We start from the raw sequence: 22,279 nt of genomic DNA on the forward strand, positions 1-22,279 counted from the left end.
CTCACCCTTTCTTATTCAATAGCTCCATAAAATCTTCCGCCGAATCAGCAGGTACCATTTGATGGATCAAATGGACCCCATGTTTGTTCAATTCTTTGAATTCGAAAATATCTTGCTCATCAACATTTACTGAGCGTGTAATCGAAGTCGTCGTATCCGACTGTGACATGTTGCCCACATTGATCTCTTCAAGTGGGACGCCAGCTTCAACTAATTTCAATAAATAATGTGGTTTTTTAGCCACAATCAACAAACGTTGTGAGTCATAACGACCAGCTAAGATATTTTCCGCTGCCCGCGCGTACGGGAGAACACTTAACTTAACTCCGGCTGGCGTTGCAAGCTTAAGTCCACTTTTTTCGATCGCACTTTGTGAAACTTCATCATCTACGACCATGATCCGAGTGATATTTAACTTAGTCGTCCATAAATTAGCTACCTGTCCATGGATCAAACGTCCATCGATCCGTACTGCAATAATCATTGCGCATCCTCCTTAATATGTTTATAGATCGGTCTTTCTACCAAATTCAGCTTAGTTTGATAAATGCCTTCTGTTTCAAAGATAACGATTTCATTTTTGCCTTGCTTTAAAAATTCTGCGGGAACAAAGAGCGCTAATTGTGGTCCTTTTTGCCAAAAACGACCTAAATTATGCCCATTTACCAGCGCGACTCCTTTGCCAAAGCCACTTAGATCTAGATAACAATTACCTGGCTCAACTAACTCGAGCTCATAGCGATAAAAACTCGGTCGGCCTTTGATACATTTACCGGTAAAATCGAGCGCTGAAAGCTTATCAAAGTTCAAAACATACTGTTGCCAACCTAAGATAAAGTGTAGATCAGCCATAACACCGCGTCCGAGTCCTTTGCGTTGCGTATTGGCTGATAGCTTACTTCCATAATTGACCCGGCCCATGTTTTCGACTAAGATATCGAGTCGCCCAGTTTCATTAGGTAACTTGACCTCAATATCTTCTCCGATCTCTTCTTGGTATTGGGTCGTTACATGCTCACCGTCTAGATAAAAGCCTAGCCGATCTCTAGCATCGATCACGCGAAAACGTTCTTTAGCTAGCTTATCGCGTAAGATCTGTGTGCGATATAACACATAGCCATAGCCACTTCCTAATGCTTCCATCGACTGCGGATATTGACTGTCATACTTTTCACTGACTTGGTCTAAACAGGTGAATAGATCGACTTGCCCCGTCAATTTGATATCTGAAACCTTGATCGTCTTTTCAACTATTGGTTCTTTTTGTTCAAGCTCAGGATACATTTCGCCGATCAGCTCTTTGATCGCATAGTAAGTTGGAGTCGGCTCACCAGCTTCATTTAACGGTGCGCCGTAGTCATATGACGTGATCTGCGGTAAGTCGTGTTCTCTACGCGCTGAACAGCCATTCATGAAACCAAAGTTAGTGCCACCATGAAACATATAAAGATTGACACCTGCACCTAGCGTTAAAACTTCACGCAATGCTGCTAAAAGTTCAGCTTGATCGCGTTTAACGACGGGTTCGCCCCAACGACTGAACCAGCCATCCCAAAATTCCATGCAGATCAAAGGTTGCTTGACTCCTAGCTTTTCTTGGTACGCTTTTAACGCTGTGAAATTTTCTTTGGCATGGGAACCAAAATTACCAGTCGCTAAGATCTTGTCTTCTAACAAACTTCCCGCACGTAGCGTTGCTTGCCAAGCACCATCAGCGGTAAACAACGTCACATCAGCTCCATATTTTTCCATCAAAGCTTTGATCTGACGTAAATAAGTCTTGTCCTCACTGTATGATCCATATTCATTTTCGATCTGCATCATGATGATCGGACCACCATGTGTGATCTGCAATGGCGTCAAGATCTGAAAAAGCTCTTGATAATAACGCTCGACAGCCTGTAAGAAAACAGGATCATTAGCGCGTAACCTGATATTTTCTTTCGTCAAGAGCCAAGCTGGTAGACCGCCAAATTCCCATTCCGCACAGATATATGGTGACGGGCGCACGATCACATACAAACCTAAACTCTGGGCTAACTCAATGAAAGCCTTAAGATCAAGGCGATCACTAAAATCAAACACGCCTTCTTTAGGTTCATGGAGGTTCCAAACCGTATATGTTTCGACCGTATTAAAACCTAATGCTTTTAAGTTGTATAAGGACCGATACCATTGTTCACGTGGGATCCGAAAATAATGGATCGCCCCTGAAAGAAGCTTAAAGGGTTCATCGTTTAGATAAAGTCCATCTTCTCGTACGATAAAATTCTCCATATCCATCTGTCCTCTTAAATAAAATCATTATATTAATATACTAAGTTACGGTAATAATAAATAAATGCTACAAAAAATGGTTCAGCTGAAAGTGGTATATACCTGTAATAGTTAGTCATACACTTTTGTATGCGCTATCATTTACACTTTAATTCTAGCTTATTTACACAATTAATTAAACTTTTTTGCTATACTTTTTCAGTATTAATTTACATACCATTTAGTGTATAATTGGGGTGAAATATTATCAGCTTACGTTTTTTTCAACGTACAATTTTTTCAAAGTAGGTGAGTTAAGCGATGATAAAACGCCCTAAATACGCTATTCTAGCAGACAAATTGATCAAAAATATCTTAGAGACCCAGCAGCCAACGAATACCCGCTTTTTCACAGAAAAAGAATTAGCGCACAAATATTCAGTTAGTCGCTCCACCGTCCGCGCTGCTCTAAGTGAATTAGAAGACCTAAAATTGATCGCCAAAGCTAAAAACATCGGCTATTATGTGACCTATGAACCCGTTCAATATGATTACGCACATTTTTACAGCTTCAGCAAATTGGATATGCCCGCTGAGCAGGCGCCCACGACCGAGATCTTACTTTTCACCCAGACGATCCCTAACTACTATGTGGCCCAAATGCTCCACTTAGCTCAAGATGAGCCAGTCTACCGCGTTGAGCGCTTGCGCTTATTGGGGCATCAGCCAGTTTTGTTTGAAAAAACTTTTTTACCGGCTGAACGTTTTCCTGCTTTAAAACGTAATGAACTGGTCAAAAACTCGCTCTATGACCTCCTTGCCACTAAATACCAGCTGAAGATCAAAGATGGTGCTGAGGAATTTTTTGCTAGTCTCATCAACGAACGCGAAGCTGACTTACTCGATCTACGCGTGGGTTCACCCTGCCTTAAGATCCAACGGCTTGCCTATGATATCTTCGAACGTCCCTTTGAATTTACGATCACGACCGCACCTTCACGTTATTTTGCTTACAAAGTGCCTCTCACAAAGGATGTGTAATTAATTATGAAGATCCCTAAGCATCAACTCGTCAAAAATAATCTCAAAAGTGAAATTTTATCTGGCAAATTTGAAAGTGGCGACAAATTCTATAGTGAAGCTGAACTCACCAAACGCTTTCATGTCAGTTCGATCACCGTGATCCGCGCCTTAAAAGAGCTCGTCGCTGAAGGTTTTTTAGTGCGTTACCAAGGTAAAGGGACCTTTATCTCACGCTCGCGCAAGTTAAAGACCGTTAAATTTAGCGATCTCGAGGTCTTTTCGCCCCCCGATGACCGCGTTGAAGTCATCAGCATCACTCGAGATAACCGTTCCACGATCTTGACACATTTAGGCCTTGCCTCAACTGACTTTTATTATGCGATCGAACGTGTGCGCCGGGCTAAACAGATCCCATATATCTATCAGTGCACTTATTTACCCGAACGCTTTGTGACTCACCCCCAAGATCTCGCTTATTACAATTCGATCTATACTCAAATGAAAAATGAATTTAAGATCCAGCTAAACACCGAACCTTTTGTTGAATATAATCAGATCATCTTACCGACCCCCCAAAAAATCGCTACTCTTTTAGAGATCAGCGAAGAGACCCCGACCGTCAAACAAGAACGCACAACAACTCTATCACTCAGCGGACAGATCATTGAATACATCTGCTCGTACAAACGTTGGGAGTATTACAAGATCAAACTTGAAAGCCCGACTCAATGATATTTTCAAACATTTATAAACATTATCGTTTGACTAATCATTTTCTCCATGGTAATTTAAACGTATAAGAACATAAACAAACATTTTAAAACAAAGGATGCGAGATCATGATAGGAAAAACAACGGCTTTACAGCGGCTCTCTAACTCTGATGGAATTATTGCAGCCCTTGCGATCGATCAACGTGGCTCATTAAAAAAGATGTTGGCTAAAAACGCCGACCATCCCGTAACCAGTTCTGATCTAAGTGAGTTCAAAAAAGTTATCTCTCAAAAAATGACAGCGTATTCATCGGCGATCTTACTCGATCCAGAATATGGTTTGCCCGCAGCTTTGGCCCGTGACAACAACTGTGGCCTTTTACTAGCTTATGAAAAAACGGGCTATGATATCAGCGAACCAGGACGTATGCCAGATCTTTTACCCGCTTGGTCGGCTAAACGCTTAAAAGAAGCGGGCGCTGATGCCGTTAAGTTCATGGTCTATTATGATGTCGATGAACCAATGGCGATCAACGAAAAAAAACAGGCCTTCATCGAGCGGATCGGCAGTGAGTGCGTAGCTGAAGATATCCCATTTTTCCTCGAATTGATGTCCTATGATGCTAATATCGAAGACACCAAGGGTAAAGAATATGCAGCCGTCAAACCGCACAAAGTTATCGAAATGATGCGTGAATTTGCTAAACCACGTTATAACGTTGATGTCTTGAAAGTCGAAGTTCCAGTTAATATGGCTTATATTGCTGGGTTTGCAAAAGATGAGGAAGCAGTCTACTCCAAAGAACAAGCTGCAGCTTACTTTGCTGAACAGACCAAAGCGGCTTCCGGTGTCCCATTTATCTTCTTAAGTGCTGGCGTATCGGCACAGATGTTTCAAGATACACTCTACTTTGCCCATGAAGCTGGTTCAAAATTCAATGGTGTCTTGTGTGGGCGTGCGACCTGGCAAGATAGCGTCGCCCCATTTGCACAAGATGGTGCTGGTGCAGCGAGCCTTTGGTGTGAGACAAAAGGAAGGGCTAATATCGAAGCTTTAAATACCGTCTTAAAAGAAACTGCGACTCCACTTGCAAGTAAAAACTTGATCTAAAAAACGGGTGTACACTTTCTGGTATAATTCCGTACCAGAAAGTGTACACCCGTATATTTTACCCTTAGAGTTTTTTATGCTCTATATCTGTTTTTGATCCCAATAAACAACAATATCCCTAGAAGCATCGTACTAGCATAGATCATAAATCCCCATTGAGGGCCAACTATATCCATCACCCGCCCTACGCTATAGTTAGCGACAAATTGAAAGATCAGATTGATAAAATTCCAAACAGATACAAGTGGACCCAATAGCTTGCTAGGAACTATCTCCATCGTTCTAGTATAGATGATCGTTCGGATCGCTGGACCGACTGAGCCCAATAAAAAAATATATCCGGCAGTTAAAGCTAAACTATGATTTAACACGAGAACAACACCTAGTAACACAGCAATTGAAAATAACGGAAAAATGAGGTGTTCTTTATTGATAAATTTAGCAATGACTGGGAGTAAAACCCCTGCTAAACAAGCACCTACACCATACATCGTATCTGTAAAACCATAACTGATCGAATTCCCGGATAAATGTGCTTGAATATAACCAGGAAGCGTTGTGTTAATAACGTTAGCACCAATAAATGGTATGTATAAAACTAACCCTAGTATCAATAACCACTTGTGTCGGATCAGATAAGCAAAAACACCTTGCTGTTCTATCGCTTCTACCTTATCTGATTCTTGATATTTCACCAAAGCAAAAATAACAAGGGCAGCGAAAAAAAGAAACGTACCTAAAAGTAAAATATTTTCAAATCCGATATAACGATACAAGATCCCTGAAACTAGGGCTGCCGAAAATAGTCCCACTTGCATCGAAATTTCAGCAAAAGAATTGAGCTGCAGTGCATTTTCTTCAGCGGTAAAACTATTCAAGATATCTTTGGATGCTGGAAAATATAGATTCCAGCCAATACCATTACTCAAAGCTAACAGGTAGATCGCCAGACGATCATCAATCCCTAGCTTTAGTAATATCAACGGTAGTGCTATGAAAATAACTCTAAAGAAGTATGACATCAATGCAATCCGTTTTGAATTCATCCTTTTTAGTAATCCAACTGCTACTAAAGAAATTATCAACCCAGCAATAACATTGATGTTAGCGATCGTTGCTACTAAACTATTAGACTGATACACATCGATTATGTACCAATTCAAAGCAGCTAAAACGATGCCGGCACTGAATTGGGAAATAAGATCACTAATAATAAAAAGAGTAAAATTCTTTTTCATACGCCGAACCTCCCCAAAGTAGTTTGTCCTTTAATGCTTGTGATAAGTACCAGCAAGTTTTTAACAGTGGTTGCTACGCTCATAACCTTTTCATCTAGCATAGTCATCTCATACTTTTCTAAAATATAAACAATATCTGTCACTATCTCACTGTTCATAAAAAAGCCTCCGCATATTTTTTACAAATTATACACCGACACGCTTTATTTTTCAAACCTTTTTTTAATCAAAAACAAAAAACAAATTAATCGTTATATAATTTTATGTAAAAATTGGTAAGCTTTTATTCACAACAAAAAGAGCGAGTTTCGACACTTGAAACTCGCTCTTTTGCGTTATTTAATTAAAATTGTTCCCACAATAATTCGCGGATCTCTTCTAAGAATGGTTGGCGTGGGTTAGCTGGTGTACATTGATCATTGTAAACCAAATCGACCATTTCATCCAATGCTCCTTCAAATTGTTCCTTGGTAACTCCATTAGCGGATAACTTAGGTTCAACATCAAGATCTTTGAACAACTGCGCGATCCGAGCACATAATGCTTCAACTAATTCGGCATCACTATTGCCCTTAAGTCCTAAAGCACGGGCAATGTCAGCGTAGTCTTTTTGGGCACGGTATACTTCATAGCGTGGATATGGTGAACGTTTTACCTTACCAGATGCCCCGTTGAAGCGGATAACTGGTTGCATAGCGATCGAGATACATAGACCGTGTGGCAAACCAAATTCTCCACCTGTTTTATGTGCAAGCGAGTGATTGATACCCAAGAAGGCATTAGCAAATGCCATCCCACCTAATGTCGCAGCGTAATGCATGTTCTCACGTGCTTTTTCACCAGCAGCTGTTGGGTTCTTTGGATCAAAGTTGTATGAATCAACTAAGTTTTCAAAGACTAACTTGATCGCTTCTAATGCCCATGGACGAGTAAATTCAGAAGACATTACCGAAACATATGCTTCTAAAGCATGGGATAACGTATCGATCCCTGAAAGAGCAACAGTGCGTTTTGGTACAGTCATTACAAACTCTGGGTCCACGATCGCAACTTGTGGTGTCAATTCGTAATCAGCTAAAGGATACTTCACATGTGTCTTATCATCAGTGATAACTGCAAATGGTGTCACTTCTGAACCGGTACCTGATGTTGTTGGGATCGCAAATAATTTAGTTTCTGTTGCATGGTGGAATTTAACGATCCGCTTACGAATATCAACGAATTTTTGTTGTAGCAATAAGAACAATTCGCTGACTTTAGCGTAATTATCCATGAAACCAGCTGGTTGATCTAAGGAGTATTCGTAGATATAACGTGCGATCTTAGCTGCATCCAAGGAGGATCCACCACCAAGCGCGATCACTGTGTCTGGCTTAAATTCTGCCATTTGCCGAGCGATCTCGATCGTTTGGCCTAATGTTGGATCAGGTTTTACGGTTCCGTAGAGAGCTGTCTTCACTGGCGTATCACGCACGGCTAATTGATCGTAAACTTTGTCCACAAAGCCAAATTGAACCATTCCTGGATCGGCTACGATAAAGGCACGCTTGATATCTTCTGTCTCATCTTGTAAATATGAGATCGCATTATTTTCATAGTAGATCTTTTCTGGCAAGCGTACCCATTGTGGACGGTTGCGACGTTTAGCAACTGTCTTAATATTCAAAAGATCACCTGTTGATAAGTTATGTGACAATGAATTTTTCCCCCATGATCCTGTTCCGAGTGTCAAACTTGGACGCAATGCATCCGTATAAATATCACCGATCCCACCGATCGAATCTGGTTGGTTGACTAAGATACGCGCTGATTTGATCTTATCACCAAATTCATTGATGAATGGATCTGTTTGAGAACCGATCTGGATCGCAGCATTGTGTCCTGCACCTTGGTAGTCTAGCAAGGCACCAACGATCTTGACCCCATCAGTGCGGTCTTTAGCTTTATAAATGGACAAGAGTGGTGATAATTTTTCAGAGGATAACTTTTCACCAATGTTTTTAGCATCTAATTCAAATAACATCACGTCTTTATCTTCTGGTAAAAAGACACCGGCTTGTTCTGCGATCCAGCGGGCACTCTTACCTGCAACTGGACCGTTTACCCCGTGATTATCATTAAAGACGAAATCTTCGATCTTAGCATAGTCTTCTTTTGGTACTAAATATGCACCTTTTTCTTGCATCTTTTGTAACCAAGCGTCATAAACTGGTGCTTCAACAACAGCTGAGTTTTCTGTCGCACAGATCATCCCATTATCAAAACGCTTAGACAGCAAAAGGTCTTCGACAGCACGGTCTAAGTTGGCTGTGTGATCGACAAAAACCGCCCCGTTACCTGCACCGACACCCATTGACGGATTACCTGAGCGTAACGCTGCATTGACCATTCCTGGACCACCAGTTGCTAAGATAGATGCGATCTTTGGATTTTGGATCAAGCCAGTTGTATTTTCAAGTGATGGTTTTTCGACCCATTGAATGATATTTTTTGGTGCTCCAGCTGCTAATGCTGCCTCATAGATGACCTTAGCTGCGTGTACTGAACAGTTTTGTGCTTGGGGGTGGAAAGCAAAGACGATCGCATTACGCGTCTTTAAAGCCATCAAAGCCTTGAACATTGTAGTCGAAGTTGGGTTGGTCGTTGGGACGATTCCCGCTAAGACACCTAATGGAGCTGCGATCTTAACTTGGCCCTTGATCTTATCTTCTGAAATGACACCGACTGTCTTTTCATTTTTGATCAAGTTATAAATATTTTCTGTTGCAAAACGATTTTTAGTATCCTTATCTTCAACTACCCCACGTCCAGTTTCATCGACTGCTTCGTGAGCTAAAGTCAAAGCTGCTTCAGAGCCAGCTAAAGCTGCGGCAGCTACGATCTTATCAACTTGTTCTTGCGTAAAGGTCGCATACTCTTGTTCTGCCTTTAACGCTTTTTCGACCAAGCCATCGGTATAAACGCGCGCTGCTTGCATCTTTGCTTCTTTTTCTTCTGGAGTTAATACTTTTTTCTTTGGCTTTTCTTTGCTCATCTATCTGGAACCTCCCAAAATAATTAAATTAAAAATGACTAGTAATTCACTCGATAAATCCTTAGTGAATACTTTCGCTAACTATATTAAACCTTATTGATACCGATTTCAATTTATTTTACTCTTTCTTAAACAAGAAATATCTCCACCCAAACAGCGCTTACTTTATATAAAAATTAACTTTTTGTTCGAGAGCACTCCAAAAATATCTTTTAGGCATCTCTGCCAAGATTTATATAAATTTTTTAACTAATATCTAGTAGTTTGTGCACTTTTTATCTTATTTATAACGATAACATGTTCGCCATGCAAAAACGGGACTCACCATGATGCAAATACACATCAAGATGAGTCCCGCGTTATTCAAACGATGCTAACGGCATTTATTTTTCCTTTTAACCGGCTACGAATGCCGGTAGCCCTTTGACGGCCCGATAGATAGCTTGTTCTACCTGGATCCCGGTCAAGTTCTTAGCCACTGCAAAACCTTGGAATTGATCCTTGATCTTAGCTAAAGCATAACTCGTATTATGTTTATTTTGGTTTTGGACCATGACCACATAATCCGCTTCACTCAAGCGCCGTGAGAAATAATTTTCTGGGTCACGGCGATGATAGAAGGCATCGACCATCAGCATCTTACCATTATGTGCCTCAATGATCGCTTCGTATTTATCACGATACAATTCACGCCCAACAACGACCCCGACTGTTCTACCTTCTAGATCAAATTCGATCGTCGGCTGATATTGTGGCTTAGGCCCCTTTTCCTTTTTCGGAGCTGGCGTGGTGACTTTTTCTTGCCGCTCAGGATAGACCCAGGCTAGCGAGATATCTTCATTTTGCCGTTCACCATGCGAATTAGCATACCAACGCAACCGCACGATACTACCTTCGTGGATATTATAGGCTTGAGCTGGGAGCTTGTACTCAAACAATTCACCATCGACTCGAAGCTTTTTCCCACTTACATTGCGTTTAACGATCAGTTCATTATCAGCGTTGACCTCAACTACCCCACGATCAAAGGTCACTGTATTAGGATAATACGACTCAGCTGGTCGTCTGATCAATTTTGTGATTCGAGGTGACTCCGTATGGGCGTTGCTGACCAAGATCGCATCACCATTTTTAGGATTGAATTGATTCCGGATCGTCTCTCTAAATCTCAATTCTTTATTGTTTTTATTATAGGCTTTAAAACCGATCCGACGCGTTGAAACTTTATAGACCATTACCATATCAAATAAGCGCTCAAAGATCTTGGGGTCTTTTTGCACCCAATTATCTAACGCTTGACTGTCACCTTTTTCACTCAACAAAGTTTGCAATGTCTGCGAAGTCCGATCTATTTTAGCCTTTTCTTTACTTACATCAGTCGGTCTATCTACCATTGGTTCAGCTTTTTGAACCAATGGTCTAGGCTCCTTTTCATCTTTTGCTACTAGTTTTGATTTTAAATCAGATTCTACTTCAGGCCGAGCCTGCGGACCCTCCTCTTCGTCTTCTTTTACTTCAGGTGTTACTGATGCTTGCTTTTCTTCGATCCCTTGAGCTGAATTTCCCTTAGCTGCCATTTGTAAGATCAACTGGATCGCTTTAGCACCAAGAATTAGCTCCTGCTCACTATTCCCCATCACATCGAGCAATTGCTGTACTTCTTTGCGATAATCATGCATCGGCAGACCCCCCTTTCTTAATTTACTAAATTTTTCGCCCACATCTCTATTCTAAACCACTGCTCGTAAAAGATATACAAGAAAAAATAAGATGTTGGCAAAAATACCAACATCTTAACAAATAGCTATTTGCTGACTGAATATGGCGTTCCATCCAAAGTTTGATTCAAACCATCGATCGTTTCATCCCCGATGTATTCAGCCGTTTTCTTTTCCAAGTCGACCTTAACATTTTTCACAACACGGCTTAAACTTTCCCGCACTTTCTTAGCGCAACCTTCACATTTCATACCTTCAACTTTTACTGTATGTTTTTCCATTACTATCATCCTCACTTAGTTTAATTTTACGCGGTTCAACCGCAAAGCATTCAAAACAACTGATACCGAACTAAAACTCATGCACAAAGCAGCGAGCATTGGGTCAAGCAGCGGACCACCAAAAAGCGTCAAGACACCTAAAGCGACTGGAATACCGAGACAGTTGTAAAAAAAAGCCCAGAAGAGATTTTCTTTGATGTTGACCAAAGTCTTGTGACTCAACAATAACGCTTGGGCTAGTGAACTGAGATCTGAATTCATCAAAACAACATCAGCCGAATCGAGCGCCACATCAGTCCCATTGCCGATCGCAACTCCGACATTCGCATTGGCTAAAGCTGGCGCATCATTGATCCCATCACCGACCATCGCGACCTTTTGTCCTTTAGCTTGTAATTCTAAGACGACCTTTGCTTTATCAGCTGGCAAGACATCACTGATCACTTCACTGATCTGGACTTGTTTAGCGATCGCACGAGCGGTCTTTTCATTATCCCCCGTCAACATCACAGTCTTTGCCCCTAACTTGTGTAGTTGTGCGATCGCATGGCGACTATCTTGCTTTAGTGGATCTTGAACAGCGATCACACCTAAAAGGTCTTTTTCAGTGCTCAAAAACATCACTGTTTTGCCACCTTGCGTCAAAGCTCGGGCCTGTTTTAACAATGGTATTTCGGTTGAAAGCTTTTGTTTGGCTAAAAGTTTATCGTTACCCAAAAAATAGGTCAAACCATTGACCTTAGCCGTTAAGCCCAGTCCAAGTAAAGTCTCAAAGTCACTAACAGGTAACGTTTCAGCAGTTGACGCCTGCAAGATCGCATGGGCTAATGGGTGCTTTGCATAAAATTCTAGGCTAGCTGCTAGTTGTAAGATCGTTGCTCGCTTTAGCCCGGGTTTAGCCAAAACATCAGTCACCGCTGGCTTACCTTGGGTGATCGTTCCTGTCTTATCTAAGACTACTGTTGTCACTTGAGATAGCTGTTCTAAAGCTGTCCCATTTTTGAACAAGATCCCCGCTTTGGCCGCTTTGCCGGTCCCGACCATGATCGCAGTCGGGGTCGCTAACCCTAATGCACACGGACAAGCGATCACTAAGACCGAAACAAAGATCGTCAAACTAAAGCCTAACGAATGTCCCGTCAAAAACCACGCCAGTGCACCTAAAGTTGCGATCCCCATGATCACTGGCACAAAATAGCCAGCTATTCGATCAGCTAGCCGCGCGATCGGTGCTTTTGAACCCTGGGCTTTGGCGACCAAGGCTATGATCTGTGAAAGTGCCGTTTGACTTCCGATCCGCGTTGCACGACAGGTCAATTGACCAACTTGGCTGACCGTGCCAGCATTCACTAGATCACCAGATCTTTTGGCGACCGGCAAGCTCTCACCCGTCAACATCGATTCATCGACCGTCGTCTCGCCAGCCAAAACGATACCATCAACGGGAATACTTTGCCCTGCCTGAACCAAAAAGGTATCACCGACTTTAAGTTCTGCGACCGGTACTTCTTTGGTCTGTCCCTTGGCTACGACTAACAAGGCTTTTTTGGGCACCAATGTCAAAAGCGAGGTCACGGCAAAATTAGTCTTTTGCTTTGAGAGATCTTCAAAGTACTTGCCTAACATGACAAGGGCAATGATCATTCCTGCTGCCTCATAGTAAAGATCATGGTGTTGCTCTGTTACCACAGCCAGATAAGTATTTACCAAACTGTACAAAAGCGCTGCCCCACTTCCTACTAAGACTAACGAATCCATATTAGGATGTCGGGCAAATAATGCTTTAGCGCCTGTGGTCAAGTAGTCTTTGCCAAACCACAATACTGGTAAAACTAAGGCTAGCTGGATCAGACTAGCACTTTTAGGAGCATGCATCCCATCTAAAAAGTGTGGAAATGCTAGACCCATCATTGGTCCCATCGCCACTAAAAGCAATGCGCCTGCAAAGATCAAAGCACCGATCATTTGTCGTTTTTTATGTAATAAACGAGCTTTAGTCTGGGCCTGCTTTGCTTCAAATTCAGCTTGATCAAGTGTATTAGACAAAGTCGCTACATAACCGGCATTTTTGACCGCCTGCATGATCTTTTGCACACTGACCTGAGATCCATGTTCAACTTGCATGCTCTCTGTTGCCAAATTGACAAAAACATCAGTCACATCCGGCAGTTGTGCTACTGCTTTTTCGACCGTTTGCGCACAACTGGCACAAACCATCCCTTCGATCGCAAAATTGTCTTTTTCCATCTGTCTCACCTCTAATCGTTTACAGATGTAGTTTATCACAAAATAAACTTAAGGTGATACTAAAACGCTCATTTTACCAGCCATAATATAACGTCACGACTACTGCCAAAACAGGGTAAGAGAAAAAGCCTAACAAGGCAAAGCAAACTAAACGAAATAAATTCTTGCCCCATTCAGGAAATCTTGCTAAAAATTTAGCAGTACATAAACGATACAAGATCAACAAAAACAGCGGTAAAACTAACACGACACCGCCAATATTGACCACCAGCGTAAATAAAGTAAAGGCTTGACTAGCAGCCGTCCCTGAAGCTAACAACCATAACGCTGATCCTGTATAAACGAGTAAAAACAAGATCTGCAAAGTAGCTGACACTTGGCTTGCTTCGCGGGCAAAACGTGTCCCTTTGCCTAGATATTTCATCACGATCCAATATAAGATGGCGATCACAAAAACATACCATCTATGGAGTAAAAATTCACCAACAATTCCCATCTCACTACTTCCCTTCTAATTCTTTAATACATATTTTTCAAGGGCCACACCAACACCATCATGATCATTATCAGCTGTGACCGCACTGGCAAGTTCTTTGATCTGATCATTAGCATTACCCATCGCGACTCCAAATCCAGCCGCTTCAAACATTGTCAGATCGTTATTTTCATCGCCTAAAACCATGATCTGATCTTTAGTTAGGCCTAAATACTTGCCTAATTCGAGCACGGCTGCACCTTTATGCGCTTTCGAATGCATGATCTCAAAGAACCACGGCGCACTAAGAACCGTATACTTATCCGCGATCACTTCTGGATCTAAGTCCTTGAGCTTAGCTGTGATCACTTCTGGTTCATCGACCCACATATATTTAGCTGCTGCCGAGTGTGTGGCTAATTTTTCTGGCTCACAATAATAAAGTGGCATTTTTGTATAGAACGCATCGAGTACGGTATACGGACTGATATTTTTAAAAGTCGTAATAACTTCAGAATTTGGCATGACGATCTGACCTCTGATCTGGAGTTCATGACTTACTTGATCCAAATGAGCTACTTGTTCAGGAGATAAGAGATTTTCAAAGATCGCTTTACCTGTACCTGTGACCTGTGCTTTAGCCCCATTAAAGGTGATCGCATAGTTATCTTCTCCCACCAAGGCTAATTCTTCTAAATAATCTTTGACCCCAGACAATGGCCGTCCCGTACATAAGACCACATAAACACCTTGTTTGCGTACTTGTTTGATCGCTGCTTTAGTTTTTTCACCGATCTGCTTGTGATCATTGACCAACGTACCATCGATATCGATCGCTACCATCTTTATATCCAAAATGCTCACCTACTATGTGACATCAGTACGTCACATGCCCTTCATTTCTAATTGTTCAAGAGCTATTATACCATTTTAACGATTTCATTTCCCTTTTCAAAAAATAGTTGCATTTACAACAAAACCAAAATATACTAGAGCAAAAGGAAGTGCTCAAAATGACAGAGATCTTACGTGAGCTCGGCACGATCGCCCGCGCTTTAGATTCGATCAGTAGTGTTGAATTTAAAGACCTAAAACTCTCCAAGGGACAATATCTCTACTTGGTCAGGATCTACGAACAGCCTGGGATCATCTTAGAAGAGTTGGCTAATTACCTCAAAGTCGATAAGACCACGGCTTCACGAGCGATCAAAAAACTAGTCGCCAACGGTTTGATCGAACGCCGTACTCAACTTGACAACAAAAAAAATAAACCCCTTTTTGTAACTAAAAAAGGAGCCCAGCTCTACCCTATGCTTCGTGCCGAGCATAACTACTCAGAACAAACGGCACTAAGGCATTTGACCACAAAACAACAAGTGCAATTGCAACAACTATTGCAACAAGTCCGCCGTAACATCGAAAAAGATTGGGAGATCGTCAAAAAAGGCCAAAAACGAAATTACTAGGAGTAAAAAATCATGACTAAAACATTAAAACACATCACTGTAGCTGAAGTTGAAACCCTGCAAAAGCTAAGCATTGAAACTTTTAGCGATACTTTTAAAGACCAAAACAGCGCTCAAGACCTAGCAGATTACTTAAAAACAGCCTATGATCTCAGTAAATTGACCGCCGAGTTAAATGACCCTAACTCACAATTTTACTTTGCTTACTTGGATGGACAACTTGCTGGCTATTTAAAGCTCAACTTAAATGAGGCCCAAAGTGAACAAGTTGCCCCTAACGCCCTTGAGATCGAACGCATCTACATCAGATCAGCCTTCAAGCGCCATGGGGTAGGCCGTTTTTTATTCCAAGAAGCGCTCAAGCTTGCTCAAGAAGAAAATTGTAGCACGATCTGGCTTGGTGTATGGGAGAAAAATTATCCCGCCCTTGCTTTCTACGAAAAAATGGGTTTTACTCATCACGGCTCGCACTCATTTTTTATGGGAGCTGACGAACAAACTGACCTTATCATGGTCAAAAATATTTAACATAGCAAAAAGTTGGTATTTGGTGAAAATATTAACTTTTTTAGTCTAAAAAATAAATCTATATTATTATAGTACAGTTATTTGCTTGGGAACTCAGAAATTAAGTTACTATATATCGTGTTAATATATTAATACTATCTTTATTATCCATGTAGATGATTTCCTTGCAGTAAAGGGGTAATATTCCATGGATAATGACTTGCAGATTGGTGAAAAAATCAGAAAGCAACGTATCAAAGCTAATTTAACGCAGGAAAAATTAGCTGAATACAGCGATCTTTCGATCAATTTTATCTCTAAATTAGAACGTGGTCAGAAGAAAAACATCAGTATTTTAAAACTAAATGCGATCTGTCGGGCACTTGAGATCTCGATCTCAGAATTGCTTCAAGAAGAAAGCAATATCTCATTAGCACATTTGACCCCCAGCTCATTGCAGCTCATTCATGAGTTACAGACGCTAGATCGCCCTGACTGCGAAAGCATCAGCCAGCATATTTTGCTATTGCTCGATGATTTCAAAATGATCTACAGATAAAAGAGAGCCTTACCACGATAAGATCATGGCAAGGCTCTCTTTATTTACCCAACGCTGACTGCATTGTCAAACGCGCTTGTTTACTTTATCAATTGGCTAGATATTTAATAAAAATATCACAACTTGGATCACTAGGCAAGATCGCTTCATCTTTGATCGCACGATGATAACCCTTGATATATGGTAAAAAGGTCTCAGCAGCCCGTGTAGGATCGGTGCGATCGTTGCAATATTTTTTGGTACCTAAAATATTACCACCATTATCGATCGCAATGATCTTACCTAATTTTTGATAGACGATCTGTTGTTCTTTAGCTTTCAAGCTAGCTGGTCCTAACCCCGCCGTTTGCGCTACATATCCCATGATCAAAGGACTTTTGACCGCTAAATAATTTGATTCTTCTGGAATACTTGAACCACTCCAAGAACGATTGGTTTTAACGTCTCGGTACTTGAGCGTCTTCCAGGTGATCGTCTGTTTATCTGCTCGGCAAAGCTGCTGACCAGCTATAGTCACAAAGTGCGTCGTCAACGTTGTCTTATTCAACGATTCAGTGACTTCAGCTAGTTCGTATTCGGCGATCGTTTTCTTTTGACCATTTCTTAACAAAGTCGTGACTTCCTTTAAGGTATAGTATTCATCGTTTTTGGAAAAAATCGTTGGGATCACGAGCACATGACCGTGTGTGATTCTTTGACAAGGTATTTCTCCCAACATATTGCCCCGATCATCACGCAATTCAAGCATTTCTTTTGCTAAAGGGCCCTTGCGATACGGATCGATCACCTTAAATTTACGCTTTGTTCGATGATACATATGCCCAACTAGCATCTTGACCTGTTCAAATTCCTGAACTTCATCAGCGACCAATACCCCACTTGTTACTAATTTTTTTGTCTTGTACGAATACATCGTGACTGGTGTTTTTAGATCACGCGGATCGACAAATTCAAATGTTGTTTGTGCAGTTGCCGCTACTTTTTGATACTTGACGGCAATACCGTCAGAAAAATTTCTAAAAATTCTAATTCAACCCCTAAAACTAAAAGAGACCGCCATAGGTGACTAGATCATCTAAGGTGGTCCCTTTGATGGCTAACTAAAAGTACTACTATCCATCGAGCATTTCTTTTTAGTTATCAGTCTTTCTTCTCTCTTTGCCAAAATAAAACAAAGAAAAGGCTGCTGTTACTAAACCTAATAAACTAACTGCTAAAGCTTCACTATCGCTTTCACCCAATTGTGGAAGGGTTGCTTCATTTTTTTCATTAGTTGTGACACCAGTTGTATCATTTACAACTTCTTGCTTAGCTAGCTCAGGGTTTTCACCGCTCGTTTCAGTTTTAGCGCTGGCGGTCGTTGTGATCCGCTTAACTGTGATGACCAATACTTGATTTTCTTCTGGTGCAAATGTCACCTTTTCAGGGAAGCTATCAGGAGCAGTCAATTCCCAACCATCAGGAAGAACTGGCACTAATTTTACCGTTTCACCCGTACGACCAGTAACGACCTGGGTCTTGATCTGGTTGCCATTTTCGTCTTGATAGGTAATAACTTGCTTACTTGGTCGTGCAACATAGCTGACTTCGATCTCTTGGTCAGCATCAGTTGGCCGAACGTTTCTGGCAGCAATTGTCGTTTGTTTTCTTCCAGCTACTATTGAAGTATAACCTAAATATTGTGGTACGTCATCTTGTGGAAAGGCTTTTGTTGCAATTTCATCCCAATCTGGGTAAGAAATTTTACCAGTTACAAGATCTTTTAAGCCATCACGGGTAAAGACAACTGTTTGGACCTTAGTTGTCTTAGTTCCATCTGGTGAATTCACAATGATCATCCGTTTGACTTCTTTTTGGCTATTTACATTACTTGGATCGACTTTGACCACTTTAGACCCGTGTTTCAAATGAACCGTGTAGACTTGAGCTTCATCTTCAGCATTGAAATGCGGGTCACTTTCATTTGCCAACTCATCAAAGACTAGTTCATAGCCTTTAGCTCGATATGTTGCGATCTTCTCATCATTTGTATGTTCGATCGCTGCATCGGTCACACCTTGGATAGCTTCTTCAGCTAAAAGCGTTCCATTGCTGTCGTCCACATATTTGACTAAAGCATGTTGTTCTAGTGGTATATACTTAACAGCGATCTTTTTGCCATCTTCTTCATCAGGTGCGACTGTTTTAGCAACGACTTTACCATTTTGGATCTCAGCTGGTGTTTCGTCGATCTTATATCCCTTGTGCGATGGTAAGTCTACTTCCTCAAAGTTAGCAAAATTCCAAGCACTCGTTGGACTGACCTCATCAGTTACCTTGTCACGTGTAACATTTCGCGTCAAAGTAGCCGTTTGCGGTACAACTTCTTTTTCTTGTTTAGGATGGTGGATATGGACCTCACGTGTGATGTGCTTAGATTCGATTTCCGCTTGCATACCATGCACTAATTTGACTGTAAATGTCTGTATTTTTGAATCATCATCATCAAAATAGACTCTCGAAAACCTCTGATCTGTAACATCATATTCATAGCCCTTAGCTTTCAAAGCGTGGATCTGTTCAGTTACCTTTTTATGAGAGATCTCAGTATTGTGAGCTCCAGTTTCGATTGTTTCTAAATCGTCGCCTTGAGCATCAGTAATATACTTTTGAGCGGTCTCATCCCAATACTTGATTTGTGCAACTTGAGTATCTTGACCATAATTGAGCACTGTATCCTGACCTAGATCACTTGGTTGAATGACTTCACCTTTTACATGATGGCCTTTGATCGTTGGAGCAACGATCTCTTTGATCTTAGTTGCATCAGCAGCAGCATTTTCATAGTCAACAGTCGTTAAAATGTTGCCTTGGCTGTCTTGAGCAATGATCTTGCCCAATTTATGGTAAATGATCTTTTGTGTAGTATTTTTTGGTTCAGCTTTTTGGCCACTTAACTTCGTCGTTGTTGCATAATAGCCTAAGATCACCGGGCTATTTACTGCAGCATAGCTCTCTTTACTTGGAGAAGTCTGCTTGGTAATTTTGTTTGTATGGATATCGCGCTTAGTCGTCGTTGTCCAAGTGATCGTTTGTGGTTCAGCGGCTTTAAGTTCTTTGCCATTTTCATTAACAAATTCCGTCGTTAAAGTGTAAGTATCTTGAGTTACCTTTGTTTCAATACCACGATAGATATATTTGATCGATCTACTTAGATCGCTAGGAAGATCTTTTGCTTTTACCAAAGTGTATTCAATATTACCTCGAGTAAATTCTTTGGGAATCTTTGGCAAACTTGCCTTAGCCGCATCATTTGCATCGTTGACATATTGTTTTTGGTCTAGATAATTGCCATTTTCATCATAAAGCTCAACACTACCTAACTTACGATATTCATATGTGATATCAGTAGTTTGTTGGACGTAAGGGTTGGCAATAGTAACGTTCCCATACTCTCTTGTCTCCCCCACTTTCATAGTATATTTATCAACAGGATATTTAGAATTGTCATAAACATTAACTTCCATAGTCCCCTGATTCTCTAATTCTTTATATACAACAGTCACACCATCATGGTAATTATTGACTAAAACAACACCCTTATGGAATTCAGACATCGTTCCTTGACTGTTTTTAGCGTATAAGAATTTACCTTTTTCTACCTTGGCATTCTTTGGGATCCCCGTCGTATAGTGTTGCCCTGTTAAACCAGTTTGTGTCTTATAGACTTCACCATTGTTGATCTTGGCTTTTTGTTCAACAACTTGTGGGGTATAAATACTTAGTACTCCATAACCATTGCCACTATTTTCCTCGATCCCACTATGGCCGCCAACAAATACTGGCGTATAAGGAGTTTCATTTTTAGTATAAAAATGATCGACCGTGATCGTATTTCTAGATCCATCGTTAATAATATGTCCTATATAAAGTTTATTATCTCCATAACGGATAACATACTTCTTTCGCTCAACTTCTGTCGTGTGATTTCCCAAAATCGACCAGCTACGGTGGACCGTATGATATTCATACGCATTAAAACTACCATTATTAGTTAAAATAACATTGCCATCAGCATCTTTACCACGATCAACGGTAAAGACGATCCCACTTTCTCCATTGGTCGATGCGATCCATTGGAAAACATATTCACTATTTTGGTAGTCGATCTTAAAATCGTCGATCAACGTTTGAAGGTTTGTCCCTGCATAAGAATATTTAGAATAATCAGGATCAGTAACACTAAAACCTTCTTCTTGTTGATCTTGGGCTTTAGTTGGTGTTGCTGCATAAGCAACTTTACTATCCGTTAGATCAACATTTGCTTGGGGCTCAGCTTGTTTTTCAACGTTAAATGGCTGAGTCTCACTGGCTTCATCTTCAGTAGCTGGTGCAACCGTTTGATTTTCGAGGCTAGTTGGTGCTTCACTAGTTTCTTTAGCAGTTACCGTTTGCGTTGGAGCTTGTTCTTTGACATCTTCAGTAACTTGAGCCTTAGCGTCAGCTACTGGTGTGGTCTTAGCTTCTTTAGCTTGAGTTTCAGTACCTGAAGTTAACTCAACTTCTTTAGTTGGTACACTTGAACTTTCTGTTGTCGCCTCGGTCTTTAAGTGACGCAGTTTGTAAAATTAAGTTAGAAAAATAAAAAGCCATTTGTGATAGACTTTTGAGTACCAACAAACAAAAGTAAAGGAAAATCACAAATGACCTATAATCATCTTACCATAAGCGAACTGTCCTTCATACAAAATTTTTGGAATCAAGGTGTTAAAGCCTATATTGTAGCTAAAACCTTAAAACGTAGTGCTGAAACTATTTATCGAGTATATCGTTTTTTAGATGCTGGGAATTCGATCTCTGAATACTATGAAAACTATCGGGCTAATAAATCTAAATCCGGCCGTAAACTCATCGTATTACCTAATGATGAGCTTGAGTACATCAAGGAAAAAGTTAGTCTAGGTTGGACTCCTGATACGATCATCGGACGTAATGAAAAACATATCAGTTGCTCAATGCGTACGCTTTATCGCATCTTCAAGCGTTCTAACGTTTTAGATGTGACCTCGCTCCCAATGAAAGGAAAAAGACATCCAAATGGTTACGTTGAACGCCGTGGAAAAGCTGGACGACTAGGTCGGGCTCTTTCAGAGCGGCATCAGGACTATCCCAACTACCATAATGAATTTGGACATCTTGAAGCTGATACGATCCAAGGTAAAAAACATCGTGGTGCAGTAATGACATTAGTTGAACGAAAGTCTAAGGCTGTCATCATTTTGAATACACGCCATAAGACGGATAAAGCTATCTTTGAGAAACTTGATGCTTTACTTTCTGTTACTCCTAAAGGACTCTTTAAATCGATCACTTTTGATAATGGTAAGGAATTTTCTAAGTGGAAAGATATCGCTAATAAGCATGATATCAGTACCTACTTTGCCGATGTAGGTGCTCCTAACCAACGTGCACTAAATGAACATACGAATGGATTACTTAGGAAAGACGGACTAGGAAAAGATATGAATCTCAGTGATCTCCCCACTGACTATGTCCAACAAGTAGCTAGCTATAGAAACAATATTCCACGTAAAAGTTTAAACTACAAAACCCCACTAGAAGTATTCATGAAGTACATTACAAATGAGCATGTAGTTTTTTTCTAACTTAATT

The 22,279-nt window shown here is 40.8% G+C and carries 19 protein-coding genes; 7 read left to right on the top strand and 12 right to left on the bottom strand.

The window, feature by feature from the left end; genetic code table 11:
- Position 1 precedes the first annotated feature (1 nt).
- Both CPS94_RS07310 and CPS94_RS07315 read right to left on the bottom strand, forming a co-directional pair.
- On the bottom strand, positions 2 to 484 hold the full coding sequence (locus CPS94_RS07310; protein WP_112194290.1) for a PTS system mannose/fructose/N-acetylgalactosamine-transporter subunit IIB: 483 nt from the start codon (positions 482 to 484) through the stop codon (positions 2 to 4).
- Positions 481 to 2,277: a glycoside hydrolase family 35 protein gene (locus CPS94_RS07315; RefSeq protein ID WP_112194288.1), complete on the bottom strand. Its 1,797-nt coding sequence runs from the start codon at positions 2,275 to 2,277 to the stop codon at positions 481 to 483. The genes CPS94_RS07310 and CPS94_RS07315 overlap by 4 nt, the downstream gene beginning before the upstream one ends.
- Positions 2,278 to 2,577: 300 nt before the next feature.
- Here CPS94_RS07315 and CPS94_RS07320 point away from each other — a divergent pair, with 300 nt between their 5' ends.
- The 3 genes from CPS94_RS07320 to lacD all read left to right on the top strand — a co-directional run bounded on the left by CPS94_RS07320 (position 2,578) and on the right by lacD (position 5,102).
- On the top strand, positions 2,578 to 3,297 hold the full coding sequence (locus CPS94_RS07320) for a GntR family transcriptional regulator (protein WP_112194286.1): 720 nt from the start codon (positions 2,578 to 2,580) through the stop codon (positions 3,295 to 3,297).
- Positions 3,298 to 3,303: 6 nt separating this feature from the next.
- Positions 3,304 to 4,011, top strand: a complete 708-nt coding sequence (locus CPS94_RS07325; protein WP_112194284.1) for a GntR family transcriptional regulator — start codon at positions 3,304 to 3,306, stop codon at positions 4,009 to 4,011.
- A gap of 107 nt (positions 4,012 to 4,118) precedes the next feature.
- Positions 4,119 to 5,102, top strand: a complete 984-nt coding sequence (lacD, locus tag CPS94_RS07330; protein WP_112194282.1) for a tagatose-bisphosphate aldolase — start codon at positions 4,119 to 4,121, stop codon at positions 5,100 to 5,102.
- A gap of 74 nt (positions 5,103 to 5,176) precedes the next feature.
- Here the strand turns inward: lacD and CPS94_RS07335 are convergent, their stop codons facing one another.
- The 8 genes from CPS94_RS07335 to CPS94_RS07365 all read right to left on the bottom strand — a co-directional run bounded on the left by CPS94_RS07335 (position 5,177) and on the right by CPS94_RS07365 (position 14,950).
- Entirely contained in the window at positions 5,177 to 6,340 is a 1,164-nt protein-coding gene (locus tag CPS94_RS07335; protein ID WP_112194280.1) for an MFS transporter, read from the bottom strand.
- Complete coding sequence (locus CPS94_RS11345; protein WP_162626418.1) at positions 6,337 to 6,498, bottom strand: hypothetical protein; 162 nt, start codon at positions 6,496 to 6,498, stop codon at positions 6,337 to 6,339. Before CPS94_RS11345 ends, CPS94_RS07335 begins: the two co-directional genes overlap by 4 nt.
- Positions 6,499 to 6,683: 185 nt before the next feature.
- A complete protein-coding gene (gene adhE, locus CPS94_RS07340; protein WP_112194278.1) occupies positions 6,684 to 9,374 on the bottom strand; it encodes a bifunctional acetaldehyde-CoA/alcohol dehydrogenase in 2,691 nt (896 codons plus the stop codon).
- Positions 9,375 to 9,769: 395 nt separating this feature from the next.
- Positions 9,770 to 11,053 (bottom strand): hypothetical protein, encoded by a 1,284-nt coding sequence (locus CPS94_RS07345; RefSeq protein WP_112194276.1) that lies wholly within the window; start codon positions 11,051 to 11,053, stop codon positions 9,770 to 9,772.
- Positions 11,054 to 11,178: 125 nt separating this feature from the next.
- Positions 11,179 to 11,373, bottom strand: coding sequence for a heavy-metal-associated domain-containing protein (locus CPS94_RS07350; RefSeq protein ID WP_004050031.1), 195 nt, complete (start codon positions 11,371 to 11,373; stop codon positions 11,179 to 11,181).
- A 15-nt stretch (positions 11,374 to 11,388) separates the two neighbouring features.
- The gene (locus tag CPS94_RS07355) at positions 11,389 to 13,620 is read right to left on the bottom strand and encodes a heavy metal translocating P-type ATPase (RefSeq protein WP_112286451.1); all 2,232 of its coding nucleotides are present in this window, start codon (positions 13,618 to 13,620) and stop codon (positions 11,389 to 11,391) included.
- A gap of 73 nt (positions 13,621 to 13,693) precedes the next feature.
- Positions 13,694 to 14,116: a hypothetical protein gene (locus CPS94_RS07360; RefSeq protein WP_112194272.1), complete on the bottom strand. Its 423-nt coding sequence runs from the start codon at positions 14,114 to 14,116 to the stop codon at positions 13,694 to 13,696.
- A gap of 15 nt (positions 14,117 to 14,131) precedes the next feature.
- A complete protein-coding gene (locus tag CPS94_RS07365) occupies positions 14,132 to 14,950 on the bottom strand; it encodes a Cof-type HAD-IIB family hydrolase (protein ID WP_238145332.1) in 819 nt (272 codons plus the stop codon).
- A 158-nt stretch (positions 14,951 to 15,108) separates the two neighbouring features.
- Here CPS94_RS07365 and CPS94_RS07370 point away from each other — a divergent pair, with 158 nt between their 5' ends.
- From CPS94_RS07370 to CPS94_RS07380, 3 genes are all read left to right on the top strand, one after another.
- Positions 15,109 to 15,561 carry a MarR family transcriptional regulator gene (locus CPS94_RS07370; RefSeq protein ID WP_112194270.1) on the top strand — a complete coding sequence of 151 codons (453 nt, stop codon included), beginning with the start codon at positions 15,109 to 15,111 and terminating at the stop codon, positions 15,559 to 15,561.
- Positions 15,562 to 15,573: 12 nt separating this feature from the next.
- A complete protein-coding gene (locus tag CPS94_RS07375) occupies positions 15,574 to 16,089 on the top strand; it encodes a GNAT family N-acetyltransferase (protein WP_112194268.1) in 516 nt (171 codons plus the stop codon).
- Positions 16,090 to 16,276: 187 nt separating this feature from the next.
- Entirely contained in the window at positions 16,277 to 16,627 is a 351-nt protein-coding gene (locus CPS94_RS07380) for a helix-turn-helix domain-containing protein (protein WP_004050023.1), read from the top strand.
- A gap of 88 nt (positions 16,628 to 16,715) precedes the next feature.
- Here CPS94_RS07380 and CPS94_RS07385 read toward each other — a convergent pair whose 3' ends face one another.
- Both CPS94_RS07385 and CPS94_RS07390 read right to left on the bottom strand, forming a co-directional pair.
- Entirely contained in the window at positions 16,716 to 17,540 is an 825-nt protein-coding gene (locus CPS94_RS07385; RefSeq protein ID WP_112194266.1) for a mucin-binding protein, read from the bottom strand.
- 220 nt (positions 17,541 to 17,760) lie between these two features.
- A complete protein-coding gene (locus CPS94_RS07390; RefSeq protein WP_112286452.1) occupies positions 17,761 to 20,793 on the bottom strand; it encodes a mucin-binding protein in 3,033 nt (1,010 codons plus the stop codon).
- A gap of 516 nt (positions 20,794 to 21,309) precedes the next feature.
- Between CPS94_RS07390 and CPS94_RS07395 the strand changes: the two genes are divergently transcribed.
- Entirely contained in the window at positions 21,310 to 22,272 is a 963-nt protein-coding gene (locus tag CPS94_RS07395; protein WP_004048827.1) for an IS30 family transposase, read from the top strand.
- The last annotated feature ends 7 nt before the right edge of the window (positions 22,273 to 22,279 follow it).

This window comes from Ligilactobacillus murinus (assembly GCF_003288115.1).
Lineage (GTDB): Bacteria > Bacillota > Bacilli > Lactobacillales > Lactobacillaceae > Ligilactobacillus > Ligilactobacillus murinus.

What these genes read in the sequence shown, in the direction of transcription:
- CPS94_RS07310 (WP_112194290.1), bottom strand. Translation starts at nt 484, where the DNA reads ATGATTATTGCAGTACGGATCGATGGACGTTTGATCCATGGACAGGTA.
- CPS94_RS07315 (WP_112194288.1), bottom strand. Translation starts at nt 2,277, where the DNA reads ATGGAGAATTTTATCGTACGAGAAGATGGACTTTATCTAAACGATGAA.
- CPS94_RS07320 (WP_112194286.1), top strand. Translation starts at nt 2,578, where the DNA reads ATGATAAAACGCCCTAAATACGCTATTCTAGCAGACAAATTGATCAAA.
- CPS94_RS07325 (WP_112194284.1), top strand. Translation starts at nt 3,304, where the DNA reads ATGAAGATCCCTAAGCATCAACTCGTCAAAAATAATCTCAAAAGTGAA.
- lacD (WP_112194282.1), top strand. Translation starts at nt 4,119, where the DNA reads ATGATAGGAAAAACAACGGCTTTACAGCGGCTCTCTAACTCTGATGGA.
- CPS94_RS07335 (WP_112194280.1), bottom strand. Translation starts at nt 6,340, where the DNA reads ATGAAAAAGAATTTTACTCTTTTTATTATTAGTGATCTTATTTCCCAA.
- CPS94_RS11345 (WP_162626418.1), bottom strand. Translation starts at nt 6,498, where the DNA reads ATGAACAGTGAGATAGTGACAGATATTGTTTATATTTTAGAAAAGTAT.
- adhE (WP_112194278.1), bottom strand. Translation starts at nt 9,374, where the DNA reads ATGAGCAAAGAAAAGCCAAAGAAAAAAGTATTAACTCCAGAAGAAAAA.
- CPS94_RS07345 (WP_112194276.1), bottom strand. Translation starts at nt 11,053, where the DNA reads ATGCATGATTATCGCAAAGAAGTACAGCAATTGCTCGATGTGATGGGG.
- CPS94_RS07350 (WP_004050031.1), bottom strand. Translation starts at nt 11,373, where the DNA reads ATGGAAAAACATACAGTAAAAGTTGAAGGTATGAAATGTGAAGGTTGC.
- CPS94_RS07355 (WP_112286451.1), bottom strand. Translation starts at nt 13,620, where the DNA reads ATGGAAAAAGACAATTTTGCGATCGAAGGGATGGTTTGTGCCAGTTGT.
- CPS94_RS07360 (WP_112194272.1), bottom strand. Translation starts at nt 14,116, where the DNA reads ATGGGAATTGTTGGTGAATTTTTACTCCATAGATGGTATGTTTTTGTG.
- CPS94_RS07370 (WP_112194270.1), top strand. Translation starts at nt 15,109, where the DNA reads ATGACAGAGATCTTACGTGAGCTCGGCACGATCGCCCGCGCTTTAGAT.
- CPS94_RS07375 (WP_112194268.1), top strand. Translation starts at nt 15,574, where the DNA reads ATGACTAAAACATTAAAACACATCACTGTAGCTGAAGTTGAAACCCTG.
- CPS94_RS07380 (WP_004050023.1), top strand. Translation starts at nt 16,277, where the DNA reads ATGGATAATGACTTGCAGATTGGTGAAAAAATCAGAAAGCAACGTATC.
- CPS94_RS07385 (WP_112194266.1), bottom strand. Translation starts at nt 17,540, where the DNA reads ATGTATTCGTACAAGACAAAAAAATTAGTAACAAGTGGGGTATTGGTC.
- CPS94_RS07395 (WP_004048827.1), top strand. Translation starts at nt 21,310, where the DNA reads ATGACCTATAATCATCTTACCATAAGCGAACTGTCCTTCATACAAAAT.